The 16,714-nt window shown below is 72.4% G+C and carries 18 protein-coding genes; 15 read left to right on the top strand and 3 right to left on the bottom strand.

Annotation, left to right across the window (positions count from 1 at the left end):
- Positions 1–3: 3 nt before the first annotated feature.
- Together ACH34T_RS04665 and ACH34T_RS04670 are read right to left on the bottom strand one after the other, a co-directional pair.
- Positions 4–762 carry an ABC transporter permease gene (locus tag ACH34T_RS04665; protein WP_395990861.1) on the bottom strand — a complete coding sequence of 253 codons (759 nt, stop codon included), beginning with the start codon at positions 760–762 and terminating at the stop codon, positions 4–6.
- 20 nt (positions 763–782) lie between these two features.
- Positions 783–1,721, bottom strand: a complete 939-nt coding sequence (locus ACH34T_RS04670) for an ABC transporter ATP-binding protein (protein ID WP_395990683.1) — start codon at positions 1,719–1,721, stop codon at positions 783–785.
- A gap of 184 nt (positions 1,722–1,905) precedes the next feature.
- On the opposite strand from ACH34T_RS04670, the gene ACH34T_RS04675 reads away from it, so the two are divergent.
- From ACH34T_RS04675 to ACH34T_RS04735, 13 genes are all read left to right on the top strand, one after another.
- Positions 1,906–3,168, top strand: coding sequence for an arginine deiminase (locus tag ACH34T_RS04675; RefSeq protein ID WP_395990684.1), 1,263 nt, complete (start codon positions 1,906–1,908; stop codon positions 3,166–3,168).
- Between the two features lie 34 nt (positions 3,169–3,202).
- The gene (gene arcC, locus ACH34T_RS04680) at positions 3,203–4,138 is read left to right on the top strand and encodes a carbamate kinase (RefSeq protein ID WP_395990685.1); all 936 of its coding nucleotides are present in this window, start codon (positions 3,203–3,205) and stop codon (positions 4,136–4,138) included.
- On the top strand, positions 4,135–5,595 hold the full coding sequence (locus ACH34T_RS04685; protein ID WP_395990686.1) for an amino acid permease: 1,461 nt from the start codon (positions 4,135–4,137) through the stop codon (positions 5,593–5,595). Before arcC ends, ACH34T_RS04685 begins: the two co-directional genes overlap by 4 nt.
- Positions 5,592–6,494, top strand: coding sequence for a universal stress protein (locus ACH34T_RS04690; protein ID WP_395990687.1), 903 nt, complete (start codon positions 5,592–5,594; stop codon positions 6,492–6,494). Before ACH34T_RS04685 ends, ACH34T_RS04690 begins: the two co-directional genes overlap by 4 nt.
- Positions 6,495–6,634: 140 nt before the next feature.
- Positions 6,635–7,351: a helix-turn-helix transcriptional regulator gene (locus ACH34T_RS04695; protein ID WP_395990862.1), complete on the top strand. Its 717-nt coding sequence runs from the start codon at positions 6,635–6,637 to the stop codon at positions 7,349–7,351.
- Positions 7,348–8,760 (top strand): Fe-S cluster assembly protein SufB, encoded by a 1,413-nt coding sequence (gene sufB, locus ACH34T_RS04700; protein ID WP_395990688.1) that lies wholly within the window; start codon positions 7,348–7,350, stop codon positions 8,758–8,760. The genes ACH34T_RS04695 and sufB overlap by 4 nt, the downstream gene beginning before the upstream one ends.
- Positions 8,760–9,914, top strand: a complete 1,155-nt coding sequence (sufD, locus tag ACH34T_RS04705; RefSeq protein WP_395990689.1) for a Fe-S cluster assembly protein SufD — start codon at positions 8,760–8,762, stop codon at positions 9,912–9,914. Before sufB ends, sufD begins: the two co-directional genes overlap by 1 nt.
- Entirely contained in the window at positions 9,911–10,228 is a 318-nt protein-coding gene (locus ACH34T_RS04710; protein ID WP_395990690.1) for a bifunctional 3-phenylpropionate/cinnamic acid dioxygenase ferredoxin subunit, read from the top strand. Before sufD ends, ACH34T_RS04710 begins: the two co-directional genes overlap by 4 nt.
- A gap of 36 nt (positions 10,229–10,264) precedes the next feature.
- Entirely contained in the window at positions 10,265–11,029 is a 765-nt protein-coding gene (gene sufC, locus ACH34T_RS04715; RefSeq protein WP_395990691.1) for a Fe-S cluster assembly ATPase SufC, read from the top strand.
- Positions 11,026–12,345 carry a cysteine desulfurase gene (locus ACH34T_RS04720; RefSeq protein WP_395990692.1) on the top strand — a complete coding sequence of 440 codons (1,320 nt, stop codon included), beginning with the start codon at positions 11,026–11,028 and terminating at the stop codon, positions 12,343–12,345. The genes sufC and ACH34T_RS04720 overlap by 4 nt, the downstream gene beginning before the upstream one ends.
- 54 nt (positions 12,346–12,399) lie before the next feature.
- The gene (sufU, locus tag ACH34T_RS04725) at positions 12,400–12,858 is read left to right on the top strand and encodes a Fe-S cluster assembly sulfur transfer protein SufU (protein WP_395990693.1); all 459 of its coding nucleotides are present in this window, start codon (positions 12,400–12,402) and stop codon (positions 12,856–12,858) included.
- Complete coding sequence (locus ACH34T_RS04730) at positions 12,855–13,172, top strand: metal-sulfur cluster assembly factor (RefSeq protein WP_395990694.1); 318 nt, start codon at positions 12,855–12,857, stop codon at positions 13,170–13,172. Before sufU ends, ACH34T_RS04730 begins: the two co-directional genes overlap by 4 nt.
- A gap of 109 nt (positions 13,173–13,281) precedes the next feature.
- Positions 13,282–14,067 carry a class I SAM-dependent methyltransferase gene (locus tag ACH34T_RS04735; RefSeq protein WP_395990695.1) on the top strand — a complete coding sequence of 262 codons (786 nt, stop codon included), beginning with the start codon at positions 13,282–13,284 and terminating at the stop codon, positions 14,065–14,067.
- Here ACH34T_RS04735 and ACH34T_RS04740 read toward each other — a convergent pair.
- The gene (locus ACH34T_RS04740; protein WP_395990696.1) at positions 14,033–14,602 is read right to left on the bottom strand and encodes a hypothetical protein; all 570 of its coding nucleotides are present in this window, start codon (positions 14,600–14,602) and stop codon (positions 14,033–14,035) included. The two genes, ACH34T_RS04735 and ACH34T_RS04740, sit on opposite strands and share 35 nt — an antisense overlap.
- A gap of 151 nt (positions 14,603–14,753) precedes the next feature.
- Here ACH34T_RS04740 and ACH34T_RS04745 point away from each other — a divergent pair, with 151 nt between their 5' ends.
- Together ACH34T_RS04745 and ACH34T_RS04750 are read left to right on the top strand one after the other, a co-directional pair.
- Positions 14,754–15,935 (top strand): sensor histidine kinase, encoded by a 1,182-nt coding sequence (locus ACH34T_RS04745; RefSeq protein WP_395990697.1) that lies wholly within the window; start codon positions 14,754–14,756, stop codon positions 15,933–15,935.
- Between the two features lie 46 nt (positions 15,936–15,981).
- The gene (locus ACH34T_RS04750) at positions 15,982–16,659 is read left to right on the top strand and encodes a response regulator (protein WP_395990698.1); all 678 of its coding nucleotides are present in this window, start codon (positions 15,982–15,984) and stop codon (positions 16,657–16,659) included.
- Positions 16,660–16,714 lie beyond the last annotated feature (55 nt).

A 16,714-nucleotide genomic window follows, 5' to 3' on the forward strand; every position in this document is an offset into this window, starting at 1 on the left:
CCGCTACTCCCACCTGAAGAACCTCCCGGCCAGGACGAGGCCCGCCGCCGCCCACACCGCGAGGACGGCGAGGGCCGTGCCGGGCAGGGCCGCGCCGTCCTGGAGGACGTCCCGCAGGCCCTCCGCCAGCGCGGAGATCGGCAGCAGTTCCAAGGCGTCCTGGACGCCGCCCGGGAACTCGTCCAGCGGGAAGACGACGCCGCCGGCGGCCAGCAGCAGGACGTAGACGAGGTTGGCGGCGGCGAGGGTGGCCTCGGCGCGCAGCGTCCCCGCCATGAGCAGCCCGAACCCGCTGAACGCGGCCGTCCCGAGCAGCAGCAGGACGATCACCGAGAAGGGGTCGCCGTGCGGCTGCCAGCCGAGCGCCAGCGCCACCGCGCAGATCACGGCGGCCTGCACGGCCTCGACGGCGAGCACGGCGAGGGTCTTGGCGGCGATGAGGCCGCCGCGCGGCAGCGGCGTCGCGCCGAGCCGCTTGAGGACGCCGTAGCGCCGCTCGAAGCCCGTCCCGATCGCCTGCCCGGTGAACGCCGTGGACATCACCGCGAGCGCGAGGACGCCCGGCGCGAGGAAGTCGACGCGGCGGCCTGGGCCGAGGTCGAGCAGGGACGTGGCGCTGAACAGCACGAGCAGCGCCACCGGGATGATCAGCGTCAGCAGCAGCTGCTCGCCGTTGCGCAGCACGGCCCGGACCTCGTAGGCCGCCTGGGACAGGATCATCCGCGGCAGCGGCACGGCCCCGGGCGCCGGGGACAGGTCCATGCGGGCGGGTGCGGGGGCGGTCACGAGCGGAGCTCCCGTCCGGTCAGTTCGAGGAAGACGTCCTCCAGGGTGCGGCGCTCGATCCGCAGGTCCTCGGTGAGGACGCCGTGCGAGGCGCACCAGGCGGTGACGGTGGCGAGCAGCTCCGGGTTCACGTCCGCCTCGATCAGGTAGTGCCCGGCGGGCGACTCCTTGGCGGCGCTCCCGGCGGGCAGCGCGGAGAGCAGCTCGTCCAGGCCGAGGCCGGGACGGGCGCGGAACCGCAGCTGCCGCTCGGCGCCGGTGAGCTCCTCCGGGGCGCCCTGGGCGACGACCTTGCCGTGGTCGACGATGACGACGTGGTCGGAGAGGCGTTCGGCCTCGTCCATGTTGTGGGTGGTGAGCACGACCGAGACCCCGGCGGCGCGGAGCTCCCCGACGAGCTCCCAGGTGGCGTGCCTGGCCTGCGGGTCGAGGCCGGTGGTGGGCTCGTCGAGGAAGACCAGCTCGGGGCGTCCGACGACGGCGACGGCCAGCGACAGCCGCTGCTGCTGCCCGCCCGACATGCGGCGGAACTGGGTGCGGGCGTGCCCGGCGAGGCCGAGCCGCTCCAGCAGCGCGGACGTGTCGAGCGGCGTCGCGTGGAACGAGGCGACGAGCCGCAGGAACTCGCCCGCGCGGGCCGTGCCGGGCACGCCGCCCGACTGCGGCATCACGCCGACCCTCGGTTTCAGCGCCCGCCCGTCGGCGACGGGGTCGAGGCCGAGGACGCGGACCGTTCCCGAGTCGGCCCGCCGGAACCCCTCGCAGATCTCGATCGTCGTGGTCTTGCCCGCGCCGTTCGGGCCGAGCAGCGCGGTGACCGCGCCCCGGGCCGCGGTGAGGGACAGGCCGTCCACCGCCCACCGCTCGCCGCCGTCCGCGCCATAGCGCTTGACGAGCGCGTCCAGCTCGACGGCGGCGTCTCCGGGGGGCGTCATGCAGACGAGTTTAGGTCCGCGGACCGGCGGCCACGCCGCCGGTGCCGGTGAAGGCGCGGCGCGGGCCCGGACGGAAGTGGATCTAGTTTCGCCCGCGTGAGCCGGGGGAATTCACCGCCTGTCGCCGGGCCGCCCCCGGCGGACGGGGGCCCGTCACCGTCGCCGGGCCCCGAGGAGGTGGGGGATGGCGTTCCATGTCGGCTCGGAGGTCGGACGGCTGCGAGGGGTCCTGCTGCACCGTCCCGAGCTGTCGCTGAAGCGGCTGACGCCGTCCAACGCCGCGGGGCTGCTCTTCGACGACGTGCTGTGGGTCAGGCGGGCGGTGGAGGAGCACGAGGAGTTCGAGGACGTGCTGCACGCGCAGGGCGTCCGGACGTACCTGGTCCTCGACCTGCTGCGCGAGACGGTCGAGAACCCCGAGGCCCGCGTGCACATCCTCGACGCCGTCGTCGACCCGCACTGGTTCGGCCCGCTCGCCGTCGACGCGATCCGCAACTGCTTCGACGCCATGGACGCCGCCGAGCTGAGCGCGTTCCTCGTCGGCGGGATCACCAAGCGGGAGATGCTGGAGCGGATGCCGGAGCCCGCGTCGATCGCGTTCCACTCCATCCCGCTGGACGGGTTCGTCCTGCCGCCGCTGCCCAACCACCTGTTCACGCGCGACACGTCCTGCTGGATCTACGACGGCGTGTCGATCAACACGATGCGCAAGAAGGCGCGGATGCGCGAGACGGTGAACATGGAGGCGATCTACCGCTGGCATCCGCTGTTCGCCGACGGCTACGACCGGCCGGGCCCGGACGGCTTCCACGTCTGGAACAAGGGCATGGAGATGGCCCCGGCGACGCTGGAGGGTGGCGACGTCCTGGTCATCGGGAACGGCGCCGTCCTGGTCGGGATGAGCGAGCGGACGCAGCCGCAGGCCGTGGAGATGCTCGCCCAGTCGCTGTTCGCCGCCGGGTCCTGCGGCCGCATCGTCGCGCTGCGGATGCCGCAGAAGCGGGCGTTCATGCATCTGGACACCGTCCTGACGATGGTCGACCACGGCGTGTTCACCACGTACGCGGGGATGGGGATGCTGCCGTCGCACACCGTCGAGCCGGGCGACACCGAGAAGGAGCTGAAGATCACCGACCATCCGCCGGAGGACATGCACCGGGTGATCGCGGCGGCCCTCGGCCTGGACGGGATCAAGGTCCTCACCCCCAGGCAGGACGTGTTCGCCGCCGAGCGCGAGCAGTGGGACGACGGCTCGAACGTCCTCGCCGTGTCGCCGGGCGTCGTCGTCGCCTACGAGCGCAACGCGACGAGCAACAACCACCTGGGCCGGAACGGGATCGAGGTCATCACGATCCGGGGCAGCGAGCTGGGCCGCGGGCGCGGCGGCCCGCGCTGCATGACCTGCCCGATCGAGCGGGACGCGAATACGCGGGCGACGCTCGGCTGACGGCCGGGCGCCGCGCCGGACGAAGGGGGGCACGATGCGCGTGGTCGTCGCGCTCGGTGGGAACGCGCTGGTCAAGCGCGGTGAGACGCCGGACGCCGAGCTGCAGCGCCGCAACGTCGACCGGGCCGTGCGGGCGCTGGCGCCGCTCGCCGAGCGGCACGAGCTGATCGTCACGCACGGGAACGGGCCGCAGGTCGGGGTGCTGTCGCTGGAGAGCGTCAACGACCCGAACCTGACCCGCCCGTACCCGCTCGACACGATCGGCGCCGAGACCCAGGGCATGATCGGCTACTGGATGCTGCAGTCGCTGCAGAACGCGCTGCCGGGACGCCAGGTCATGGCGATGATCAACCAGACGCTGGTGTCGGCGGTGGACCCGGCGTTCGAGAACCCGACCAAGTTCGTCGGCCAGGTCTACGACCGGGAGGAGGCGGAGAAGCTCGCCGACGAGTACGGCTGGACGGTCCGCCAGGACGGCGAGAGCTGGCGCCGGGTGGTGCCGTCCCCGCGCCCGCAGCGGGTGATCGAGACCCGGCTGATCAGGGAGCTGGTCCGGCTCGGGACGGTCGTGGTCTGCGCGGGCGGCGGCGGCGTCCCGGTGTTCCGCAACGACGTCGGGCGGCTTGAGGGCGTCGAGGCGGTGATCGACAAGGATCTGACCGCGTCGGTCCTGGCCGAGAGCATGGACGCGGACGCGCTGCTGATCCTCACCGACGTCCCGCGCGTCATGCGGAACTACGGCCGCCCCGGCCAGGAGGAGATCACCCACACGACCCCGCACGAGCTGCGGGCCGAGGACTTCCCCGCCGGGTCGATGGGCCCGAAGGCGGAGGCGGCGGCGAGCTTCGTGGAGCGCACCGGCGACATGGCCGCGATCGGGCTGCTCGACCAGTGCGTGGAGATCCTCGACGGGACCGCGGGCACGATCGTCACCCCCAACGCGACCTGGCCGCTGGCGAGCACGCTGTGACCTCCCGCACGGAGGCCGCGCCCGTGTCGTTCGCGCGGAGCCTGCTGCGGACGAAGCCGGTCGACCGGATCGTCGCCGAGGGCGGGAAGGGCGAGGGCGGCGAGCTGAAGCGGACGATGAGCCTGCTCCAGCTCACCCTGTTCAGCGTCGGCGCGACCCTCGGCACCGGGATCTTCGTCGTCCTGGGCGAGGCGGTGCCGAAGGCCGGTCCGGCGGTGGTGCTGTCGTTCGCGCTGGCCGCCGTCACCGCGCTGTTCTCGGCGCTGTCGTACGCGGAGCTGGCCGGGACGATCCCCGTCTCCGGGTCGTCCTACTCCTACGCCTACGCCACGCTCGGGGAGCTGGTCGCGTGGGTGTGCGGGTGGTGCCTGCTGCTGGAGTACGCCGTGTCCGTGTCGGCCGTCGCGGTCGGCTGGGGGTCCTACCTCAGCGCGTTCTTCGACGACGCGGCCGGGTTCACGATCCCGGCGGAGCTGAGCGGGCCGCCGGGCGAGGGCGGGATCGTCAACGTCCCGGCCGTGGTCGTGGTGATGTTCGCGACGTTCCTGCTGCTGCGCGGGACGTCCGAGAGCGCCACCGCCAACACGGTCATGGTGTTCCTGAAGATCGGCGTGCTGCTGTTCTTCTGCGCGGTCGCGTTCACGGCGTTCGACTCGGGGAACCTGAGCCCGTTCGCGCCGATGGGCTGGGCGGGGATCAGCGCGGCCGGGTCCAAGGTGTTCTTCTCCTACATCGGGTTCGACGCGGCGTCCACGGCCGGTGAGGAGGCCAAGAACCCGCGCCGCGACCTGCCGCTCGCGATCATCCTGTCGCTGGTCATCGTGACCGTGATCTACGTGCTGGTCGGGCTCGCCGCGGTCGGCGCCATGCACTGGGAGCGGTTCGAGCTGAGCGGCTCCGAGGCGTCGCTGGCGCAGGTGCTGGACGAGGCGACCGGCCGGTCGTGGCCGTCGATGGTCCTGTCGCTCGGCGCGGTGATCGCCATCGCCAGCGTCGTCCTCACCGTCATGTACGGGCAGACCCGCATCCTGTTCGCGATGTCGCGGGACGGGCTCGTCCCGCCCGTGTTCCAGAAGGTCAGCCTAGGACGCCGCGTCCCGGTCGCCAACACGGTCATCGTCGCGGCGTTCATCTCGATCCTCGCCGCCGCGATCCCGCTCGGACGGCTGGTGGACGCCACCAGCATCGGCACGCTGTTCGCGTTCGCGCTGGTCAGCGTGGGCGTGATCGTCCTGCGCCGGACCCGTCCCGACCTGCCGCGCAGCTTCCGGACCCCGCTCTACCCGGTGACGCCGCTGCTCGGCGTCGGGTTCTGCGTGTACCTCATGGCCGGCCTGGGCGGGGTGACGTGGCTGGTGTTCCTGCTGTGGAGCCTCGCCGGCCTGGCCGCGTACTTCCTGTACGGCCGCCGCCACTCCCGGCTGGGGGTCGCGCCCCAGAACGGCGGGACGCCATGAGGGTGCTGGCCGGCTACTCGTCCGACGACCGCGGCGCCGACGCCCTCGCCCTGGCGGCCCTGGTCGTCCGGACGACGGGCACGCCGCTGATCGTCGCGAACGTCCATCCGCCGCCGTGGCCCGCGCGCGGCCCCGGCTCGGTCGACGCCGAGTGGGTCGCCTACCTCAAGGGCGAGTCGCAGGCGACCCTCGCCGAGGCCGCCGGGAAGCTCGCCGAGTCGGGCGTGCCGGAATCGGACGTGACGCTGCGCGTCCACTCCCACCGGGGCAGCGGCCGCGGCCTCATCGAGGTCGCCAGGGACGTCGCCGCCGACCTGATCGTGATCGGCTCGGCCCCGCGCGGGCGGCGCGGCCGCATCGCCATCGGCAGCACCGCCGACCAGCTCCTGCACGGCTCGCCCGTCCCGGTCCTGCTCGCGCCGCGCGGCTACGCCGGCGACCCGCCGGACCGGTTCGAGCGGATGACCGTCGCGTACTGGCGCCGCCGCGACGTGGACGGCCCGCTGTCCGCCGCCGCCGGGATCGCCGCCGCGCTGGACGTCCCGACCCGCCTCCTGACCCTCGTGCTGCGCCCGCCCGGAATCGCCGCGAAGTTCAAGGACGCGGGCGGCGTCCTCGACCGCCAGGCCGCCCAGGCCGACGAGGACCTCCGCGACGCCGCCGGACGGCTCGGCGGCGGGACGCCCGTCGAGCGGCTGGCGGCCGTCGGGACGGGCATCGCCAAGACGCTCGGCGCCGTCGATATGCTGCCGGGCGAGGTGCTGGCCTGCCAGTCCAGCCACGACGGGCCGCTGCGCAAGGTCTTCCTCGGGGAGAGCTCAGGCAAGATCGTCCGCGCCGCGCCGTGCCCGGTGCTCCTCCTCCCGCGCGGCGGCGCCGTGTCCGCGCAGGTTAGGTAAGGCTTACCTGCGTGAGGCACGACATCGCGAAACCGGTGTTTGTCGGGAAGGAATTACGGCACACTGATGTTGTGAAAAACGTGAGCGAGGATCGGACGAGTGCTGAGGCCGCCACGGCGCGGTTCCTCGGCACGCCGTCAGTGCCCGGTCACGCCGAGCGCGACACGCGCGCGCGGGTGGCCCGGCTCATCCTCGAACACGGCCCGGTCACGGCGTCCACGCTGGGGGAGCGCGTCGGCCTCACGCCCGCCGCGATCCGCCGGCACCTGGACGCGCTGCTGGCCGACGGCATGATCGAGGTCCGCAAGGCGCGGACGCCGCAGGCCCGGCGCGGCCGGGGACGTCCCGCCAAATGGTTCGCCATCACCGACGCCGGCCGCAACGCCTTCGTGCACGCCTACGACGACCTTGCGACCAGCGCGCTGCGGTTCCTCGCCGAGACGGCCGGCGCCCACGCGGTCGCCGAGTTCGCCCGGCGCCAGATCGCCGACCTGGAGCGGCGCTACCGGCCCGTCGTGCAGGACGCCCCGCCCCACCAGCGGGTCCGCACGCTCGCCGAGGCGCTGTCCGGCGACGGATACGCGGCCGCAGCGGCCAAGGCGCCCCAGCCCGGCGGCGGCGAGCAGCTGTGCCAGCACCACTGCCCCGTCGCGCACGTCGCGGCGGAGTTCCCGCAGCTGTGCGAGGCCGAGACCGAGGCGTTCAGCCGCCTGCTGGGCCTGCCGGTCCAGCGGCTGGCCACGATCGCCCACGGCGACGGGATCTGCACCACCCACGTCAGCTCCCGCTCGCTCTGCGGCGGCGACGATGAACGATCACACACACATGACGAGGAGTCCGGAGGGACCTCCCTATGACTACGGCAGCCCACCCCGAACTGGAGGGGCTCGACAGGTACAAGTTCGGCTGGGCCGACTCCGACGAGGCCGGGGCCTCGGCGCGGCGCGGCCTGAACGAGGATGTCGTCCGCGACATCTCCGGCAAGAAGGACGAGCCCGACTGGATGCTCGACCTGCGCCTCAAGGGGCTGCGGCTGTTCAGCAAGAAGCCGATGCCCACCTGGGGCTCCGACCTGTCGGAGATCGACTTCGACAACATCAAGTACTTCGTCCGCTCCACCGAGCAGCAGGCCGCGTCCTGGGAGGAGCTCCCCGAGGACATCAAGAACACCTACGACAAGCTCGGCATCCCCGAGGCGGAGAAGCAGCGCCTCATCGCCGGCGTCGCCGCGCAGTACGAGTCCGAGGTCGTCTACCACAAGATCCGCGAGGACCTTGAGGAGAAGGGCGTCCTCTTCCTCGACACCGACACCGGCCTGCGCGAGCACCCCGAGATCTTCCAGGAGTACTTCGGCTCGGTGATCCCCGTCGGCGACAACAAGTTCGCCGCGCTCAACACGTCCGTGTGGTCGGGCGGCTCGTTCATCTACGTCCCGCCGGGCGTGCACGTGGAGATCCCGCTCCAGGCGTACTTCCGGATCAACACCGAGAACATGGGGCAGTTCGAGCGGACGCTGATCATCGCCGACGAGGGCTCGTACGTCCACTACGTCGAGGGCTGTACCGCCCCGATCTACAAGTCGGACTCGCTGCACTCCGCCGTCGTCGAGATCGTCGTGAAGAAGGACGCCCGCGTCCGCTACACGACCATCCAGAACTGGTCCAACAACGTCTACAACCTGGTGACCAAGCGCGCCGTCGCCTACGAGGGCGCCACCATGGAGTGGGTCGACGGCAACATCGGCTCCAAGGTCACCATGAAGTACCCGGCGGTGTACCTGCTCGGCGAGCACGCCAAGGGCGAGACCCTGTCCATCGCGTTCGCGGGCGCGGACCAGCACCAGGACGCCGGCGCCAAGATGGTGCACGCCGCGCCGAACACGTCCTCCAGCATCATCTCCAAGTCGGTGGCGCGCGGCGGCGGCCGCACGTCCTACCGGGGGCTGGTGCAGATCCAGGAGGGCGCCGAGCACAGCAAGTCCACCGTGAAGTGCGACGCGCTGCTCGTCGACCAGATCAGCCGGTCCGACACCTACCCGTACGTCGACGTCCGCGAGGACGACGTCGAGATGGGCCACGAGGCCACCGTCTCCAAGGTGTCCGAGCAGCAGCTGTTCTACCTGATGAGCCGCGGCCTCACCGAGGACGAGGCGATGGCGATGATCGTGCGCGGGTTCGTCGAGCCGATCGCGCGCGAGCTGCCGATGGAGTACGCCCTTGAGCTGAACCGGCTCATCGAGCTGCAGATGGAAGGAGCCGTCGGCTGATGGGGCTCGACGTCAAGCCTCTTTCGACGCTGCACGACAAGGCGTCGTTCGACGTCGGCGACTTCGACGTTCCGACGGGCCGCGAGGAGGAGTGGCGGTTCACGCCGCTGCGCCGCCTCCGCGGCCTGCACAACGGCACCGCCGACGCGGACGGCAAGGTCCTCGTCGAGGCGGAGGCGGCGCCGGAGGTGACGGTCGAGACCGTCGGGCGCGACGACGCCAGGCTCGGCACGGCGTACGTCCCGTCCGACCGGGTCAGCGCGCAGGCGTGGAACTCGTTCGCGCAGGCCACCGTCGTGACCGTGCCGAAGGAGGCCGTCGCGTCGGCGCCGACCGTGCTGCGGCTGCGCGGCGAGGACGCCTCGGCCGCCGCCTACGGCCACATCACCGTGATCGTGGAGCCGTTCGCGCAGGCCACCGTCGTGCTCACGCACCGCGGCCACGCGACGTACGCCGACAACGTCGAGTTCGTCGTCGGCGACGGTGCCCGCCTGTCCGTCATCAGCCTGCAGGACTGGGCGGACGACAGCGTCCACGTCTCCCACCAGCACGCCCGCCTCGGCCGCGACGCCCGGTTCGTCTCGCACAACGTCTCGCTCGGCGGCGACGTCGTGCGGATCTCGCCGTCCGTCGCCTACGAGGGGCCCGGCGGCGACGCCGAGCTGTACGGCGTGTACTTCGTGGACGGCGGCCAGCACCTGGAGCATCGCCTCCTCGTCGACCACGCCGTCCCGAACTGCCGCAGCCGCGTCGACTACCGCGGCGCCCTCCAGGACCAGGACGCCCACGCCGTCTGGATCGGCGACGTGATCATCCGCGCGGAGGCGGAGGGCACCGACACCTACGAGCTGAACCGCAACCTCGTCCTCACCGACGGGACGCGGGTCGACTCCGTCCCGAACCTGGAGATCCTCACCGGCGAGGTCGCCGGCGCCGGGCACGCCTCGGCGTCCGGACGACTCGACGACGAGCACCTGTTCTACCTCCGCGCCCGCGGCATCACGTTCGACGAGGCGCGCCGCATGGTCGTGCGCGGCTACCTGGGCCAGCTGATCGAGCGCATCGAGGTCCCCGAGGTGCGGGAGAAGGTCCGGGACGCCATCGAGGCGGAGCTCGATCGGGGGGCCGCGAAGTACCGGGGGGCCGCGAAGTGACGTACGTGAAGGTGTGCGCGCTGGACGACGTCCCCGCGGACGGGGCGCTCGCCGTCGAGGTCGACGACACGCCCGTCGCCGTCGCGCGCAGCGACGGCGACGTCTACGCCGTCAGCGACATCTGCTCCCACGCCGAGGTCTCGCTGTCCGAAGGCGAGGTCTACGACGGCACCATCGAGTGCTGGCTGCACGGGTCCTGCTTCGACCTGCGCACCGGCAAGCCCACCAACCCGCCGGCCACGCAGCCGGTCGCCACCTACAAGGTCAAGGTCGAGGACGGCGACGTCTACGTCTCGCTCGCCGCCGACGGCTGACCCACGAATCTTTAACACAAAGGGACTACACGCACCATGGCCACGCTAGAGATCCGCGACCTCCACGTCTCCGTCGGCGACGGCTCCGACGGGTCGAAGGAGATCCTGCGCGGGGTCGACCTGACCGTGACGGCCGGCGAGACCCACGCGATCATGGGGCCGAACGGCTCCGGCAAGTCCACCCTCGCCTACGCGGTCGCCGGGCACCCCAAGTACGAGGTGACGTCCGGCGCCGTCACGCTCGACGGCGAGGACGTCCTCGGCATGACGGTCGACGAGCGCGCCCGCGCCGGGCTGTTCCTGGCGATGCAGTACCCGGTCGAGGTGCCAGGCGTGTCCGTCTCCAACTTCCTGCGCTCGGCGGTCACCGCCGTCCGCGGCGAGGCCCCGAAGCTCCGCGAGTTCGCCAAGGACATGAAGCAGGCGATGGAGAACCTGTCCATCGACCCCGCGTTCGCGCAGCGCAGCCTGAACGAGGGCTTCTCCGGCGGCGAGAAGAAGCGGCACGAGATCCTGCAGCTGGAGATGCTCAAGCCGAAGGTCGCCGTCCTGGACGAGACCGACTCCGGCCTCGACGTCGACGCCCTCAAGGTCGTCGCGGAGGGCGTGAACCGGTTCGCGTCCGGCGACACCGGCGTCCTGCTCATCACCCACTACACCCGCATCCTCCGCTACGTGAAGCCCGACTTCGTGCACGTGTTCTCCGGCGGACGCGTCGTCGCCGAAGGCGGCCCCGAACTGGCCGACGAGCTCGAAGAAAAGGGCTACGAGAAGTACGCGAAGGCAGGCGCATCCCTATGAGTCTGAGCGAAGCGAGCCGGGAGGCGTGGGGCCTCGCCCACCCGCAGGCGACGGGGAGCCTGCTGCCGGAGGAGCTGAAGAAGGACTTCCCGCTCCTGCAGCGCACCGTCCGCGGCGGGCGCCCGCTGGTGTACCTCGACTCGGGCGCGACGTCGCAGAAGCCCGTCCAGGTGCTGGACGCCGAGCGCGAGTTCTACGAGCGGCACAACGGGGCGCCGCACCGCGGGGCGCACCAGCTCTCCGAGGAGGCGACGGAGGCGTACGAGAGCGCCCGCGCGTCCATCGCCCGGTTCATCGGCGCGCCGCCCGCCGAGGTCGTGTTCACCAAGAACGCCACCGAGGCCATCAACCTGGTCGCGTACGCGATGAGCAACGCCGCCACCGCGGGCCCCGAGGCGGAGCGGTTCGTCGTCGGCCCCGGCGACGAGGTCGTCGTGTCGGAGATGGAGCACCACGCGAACCTCGTCCCTTGGCAGGAGCTCTGCCGGCGGACCGGGGCCACCCTCCGCTGGTTCGGCATCACCGACGAGGGCCGCCTCGACCTGGAGCGCCTCGACGACCTCGTCAACGAGCGCACGAAGATCGTCGCGGTGACGCACCAGTCGAACGTGCTCGGCACCGTCCCGCCGATCGAGCGGATCGCGGCGCGCGCGCACGCCGTCGGCGCGCTCGTCCTGCTGGACTCCGCGCAGGCGGTGCCGCACCAGCCCGTGGACGTCGGCCGGCTCGGTGTCGACTTCCTCGTCTTCTCCGGCCACAAGATGCTCGGCCCGACCGGCATCGGCGTGCTGTGGGGGCGGAGCGAGCTGCTGGAGGCGATGCCGCCGTTCATCACCGGCGGATCCATGATCGAGGTCGTCCACATGGAGCGGACCACGTTCATGCCGCCGCCGCAGCGGTTCGAGGCGGGCGTCCCGATGACCGCGCAGGCGGTCGGGCTCGGCGCCGCCTGCGAGTACCTCGCCGAGATCGGCATGGACCGCGTCCACGCCCACGAGGAGGCCCTCGTCGCCTACTCCCTCGAACGGCTGACGGAGATCCCCGGCGTCCGGATCATCGGCCCCGGCACGACCGAGGCCCGCGGCGGCGCCGTGTCGTTCACCGTCGAGGACATCCACCCGCACGACGTCGGCCAGGTCCTCGACGACCTGGGCGTCGCGGTCCGCGTCGGCCACCACTGCGCGTGGCCGATCTGCCGCCGCTTCGACCTCCCGGCCGTCACCCGCGCGACGTTCTACCTCTACAACACCCTCGGCGACGTGGACACGCTCACCGACGGGGTCAGGCAGGCCCAGAAGTTCTTCGGCACCGCCTGAGGAACAGCCCCGAGACCCGCCCTGTTGTAGCGAAAGAGTCGTGGAAAGGACGACATGCAGCTGGAGGCGATGTACCAGGAGGTCATCCTGGACCATTACCGCAACCCCCACCACAAGGGGCTGCGTGAGCCGTTCGAGGGCGAGGCGCACCACGTCAACCCGACGTGCGGCGACGAGGTGACGCTGCGCGTCCACCTGGACGGCGCGGGCCAGGACGCCACGGTCGCCGACGTGTCCTACGACGCGATGGGCTGCTCGATCAGCCAGGCCAGCGCCTCGGTGATGTCCGACCTGGTCATCGGGAAGTCCGTCAAGGAGGCGATGGCGGTCGGCGAGGAGTTCCGGGCGCTGATGCAGTCGCGCGGCCAGGATGTCGAGCTCGACGAGGACGTCCTGGAGGACGCGATCGCCTTCGCCGGCGTGTCCAAGTACCCCGCCCGCATCAAATGCGCCCTGCTCGCCTGGATGGCGTGGAAGGACGCGACAGCACGCGCACTCGGAGAGGCATCATGACCGAAACAGCCGTCCCCGAAGAGGACATCCTCGAGGCCCTCAAGGACGTCGTCGACCCCGAACTCGGCATCAACGTCGTCGACCTCGGCCTGGTGTACGGCGTCAACCTCGCCGACGAGGTCGCCACCCTGGACATGACCCTCACCAGCGCCGCCTGCCCCCTCACCGACGTGATCGAGGACCAGGCGCACAGCGCCCTGGAGGGCCTCGTCAAGGACGTGAAGATCAACTGGGTGTGGCTCCCGCCGTGGGGCCCCGACAAGATCACCGACGAGGGCCGCGACCAGCTCCGCGCCCTCGGCTTCAACGTCTGACCCCCAATCGTCTGGCCCCAATCGCCTGACCCCATCGTCCGACCCACATCCCGAAGAGCCCGCGTCCCGTGTGGGGCGCGGGCTGACGCGCACCGGAGGAACCTCGACCGTGACGGATGCCTTTTCTGAGAGTGACGCCGGGTTGAGGGCGCGGCGGGCGGCGTCGTTCGGGGGGAGCGCGGCGGCGTACGCGGAGCAGCGGCCGGACTATCCGGACGCGGCGGTGCGATGGGCGCTGGAGCCGGTCGCCGGGCGGGCGCCGCTCCGGGTGCTCGACCTCGCCGCCGGGACCGGCAAGCTGACCGAGGTCCTGCTGCGGGTCGGGGTGGACGCGGCGGACGTCGTCGCGGTGGAGCCGGACGCGGCGATGCTGGACGAGCTGCGCCACCGGGTCCCGGGCGTCCGGGCGGTCCGGGGGAACGCCGAGGAGATCCCGCTGCGCGACGGGACGGTCGACGCCGTCGTCGCCGGGCAGGCCATGCACTGGTTCGATCTCGACCGGGCCCTGCCGGAGATCCACCGCGTCCTCGCGGACGGCGGCGTCCTGGCCGGGCTGTGGAACAGCGACGACGACCGCGTGCCGTGGGTCGCGGAGCTGAACCGGGTGTCGCGGACCAAGGTGTCGCTCTCGGACCTGCGCCCGCAGACGCCGCCAGGGACGGCGTGGTTCCCCGAGTTCGAGCGGGGCGACTTCCCGCACGCCCAGCGCCGGACGGCGGAGTCGCTGGCGGCGACCATCGGCACGCACTCGCACATGCTGGTGCTGGACGACGCCGAGCGCGAGGCCGCCATGGGCCGGCTGCTGACGTTCCTGCGGGCCAGGCCGGAGACGGCCGAGGGGGAGTTCGAGCTTCCGATCGTCACCTTGGCCGTGCGTGCCCGGCGGGCGGGTTAGCGTCCTTGGGCTTGGCGGGCCAGAGGGTGTGCGTGATCGGCCAGAGCGACCAGACCGCCAGGACCATGCCGAGGCGGGCGAGCCAGCCGTTGAGCGCCTCCGTGCGGCCGGCGTCGCCGACCCAGGCGATCAGCGCGAGCAGGATGCCGCAGCCGACGGCGGTGGCGGCGACCGCCTTCCCGAACTCGCGCCACTCGTAGCGGACGCGCGCCCCGCCGTACTTCGGCTTCCGGCGGGGCGGCGGGCCGCCGGCGAACCGGTGCGCGAAGCGCTCGTCGGCCCAGCGGACCATGCTGTGCCCGAACGCGACCGAATAGCCGATGTAGGCGGCGGCCAGGCCGTGCGCGAAGCCGGCGGTCCCGCCGCCCCGCAGGTCGATGGCCGTGGCCGCCAGCAGGACCACGTCGACCAGCGGGACGCAGATCAGCAGCGCCGCGCCGGTGCGGCGGAGGCGCAGCGGGTAGCGGGCGACGAGTCCGGCGGCGAGGACGACCCAGAAGCCGACCTCGCAGGCGCCGATGATCGCGATGAGCACGTGAACGTCCTTTCTCGACGGTTCCATCGTGCGCCCGGGGAGGGCCGCGGATCGTCGTCCGCTGTGGGGTTTCGCGGGTCGTCCGAAGGATGTACGCGGCCTCGTCGGCCCGGTGGACGAGACACCCGCGCGGGGATGCTGTGATGGATGCGTGCACAGGCTCACCACCCGCAAGGACGCGCTCGTCGCCGCGGCGGCGCTGGCGGGCGGGCTGCTGCTGCTCTCGGTGCACGGCTACTCGACGTGGTCGGAGGACTGGGACCCGTCGGCGTGGGCGCGGCTCGTCCCGCTGCTCGGGCTGTCCTCGGCGCTGCTGATGCGCCGGACGGCGCCGCTGACCGCGCTGGCGGTGGCGACGCCGTTCAACTTCGCCGACGTGGCGATGGGCCCGAGCATCGCCACCGCGATGATCTACGGGGACGCGCTGTACGCGGCGAGCCTGTACGGCCGCCGCCGGACGGCGGAGTGGCTGCTCGGCACGACCGTGGTCGCGACGGTGTGCGTCGCGGCCGGCGCCGGGGTCGGGCTGCGCGGCCTCGCCGTCGGCGTGATCGCGGGGTCGGTCGCCGGGGTGGTGTGGGTGGCGCCGGTGCTGACGGCGATGGCCGTCCGGGAGCACCGGTTCCGGGCGGAGGCGGAGCGGCAGCGCGCCGAGCAGGTGGCGCGGCTGGCGGAGCTGGACCGGCGCGCCGCCGTGACCGCCGAGCGGGCCCGGATGGCGCGCGAGCTGCACGACGTGATCGCCAACCATCTGAGCGCCGTGGCGCTGCACTCGTCGGCCGTGCTGAAGGTGCCCTCCCTCGACCGGGACGGGGTCGAGCGGGCCATGGAGGTCATCCGGGAGAACAGCGTCCAGGGGCTCGCGGAGATGCGCCGGATGATCGGGCTCCTGCGGGACGGCGACGGCGACGGCGCCGGAGAGGACCCGGCGGCGCGGCCGCGGCTGGCGGAGCTGGGACGGCTCGTCCGGCACTCGGCGCGGTCCGACCTGTCGGCGCGGCTGGAGGTCGCCGGGGAGCCGCCGGAACTGCCCGCCGCGGTGGAGCTGGCCGCGTACCGGATCGTGCAGGAGGCGCTGACGAACGCGCTGAAGCACGCCGGTCCCGGCAGCGCCGACGTCCGCGTCGAGTACACGCGGCGGAGCGTGGTGATCGACGTGCTCAGCCCCCTCGGGGCGGACGGTGCAAGGCTGCCGGGCACGGGCAGCGGGCTGGTGGGCATGCGCGAGCGCGCGGTGATGCTGGCCGGGGAGTTCGACGCGGGACCGGACGGCGGCCGGTGGCGCGTGCACGCCGAGCTGCCTCTCGACCAGCCGTTCACGGAGGCCCGATGACCGGAGGGCAGGGCCCGATGACCGGAGCGAAGCGAGGATCAGCGTCATGATCGAGGTGCTGGTCGCGGACGATCAGGCGGCGGTGCGGGCGGGGCTGGTGCTGATCCTGGGCGCGGCGCCCGGCGTCCGGGTCGTCGGCGAGGCGGCCGACGGGGCGCGGGCCGTGGAGCTGGCCCGGGAGCTGCGCCCCGACGTGGTGCTGATGGACGTCCGCATGCCCCGCCTGGACGGCATCGCGGCCACCAGGGAGATCGCGGGCATCACGGACGTGCTGGTGCTGACCACGTTCGACATGGACGAGTACGTGTTCGGCGCGCTGCGGGCGGGCGCGTCCGGGTTCCTGCTCAAGGACGTCGACGCCGACAAGCTGGTCGACGCGGTGCGGACCGTCGCGGCCGGCGAGGGGATCATCGCGCCGAAGGTCACCCGGCGGCTGATCGACGCCTTCTCGGCCCGTCCCGCGATGGAGAAGGCCGCACCGGGGCTCGCGGAGCTGACGCCGCGGGAGCGGGAGGTGTTCGCGTGCCTGGGGGAGGGCCTGTCGAACGGGCAGATCGCGGCCCGGCTCGACATGGCGGAGACGACCACCAAGACGCACGTCAGCCGCATCCTCGGGAAGCTGGGGCTGGCCAGCCGCGTCCAGGCGGCCATCCTGGCCCAGGAAACGGCCGCCTCGGGGTCTTCCGGGACTGATCCACACAAGAGATCACTCGGACCGGGCTGACCCGGCAGAGACGATCTCAGCGCGCCGGACGATCGCGCCGGACGATCCCGTCCGG

Origin of the sequence: Actinomadura sp. 9N215 (assembly GCF_044326345.1) — a bacterium.
In the GTDB taxonomy this organism is placed as follows: Bacteria; Actinomycetota; Actinomycetes; order Streptosporangiales; family Streptosporangiaceae; genus Spirillospora.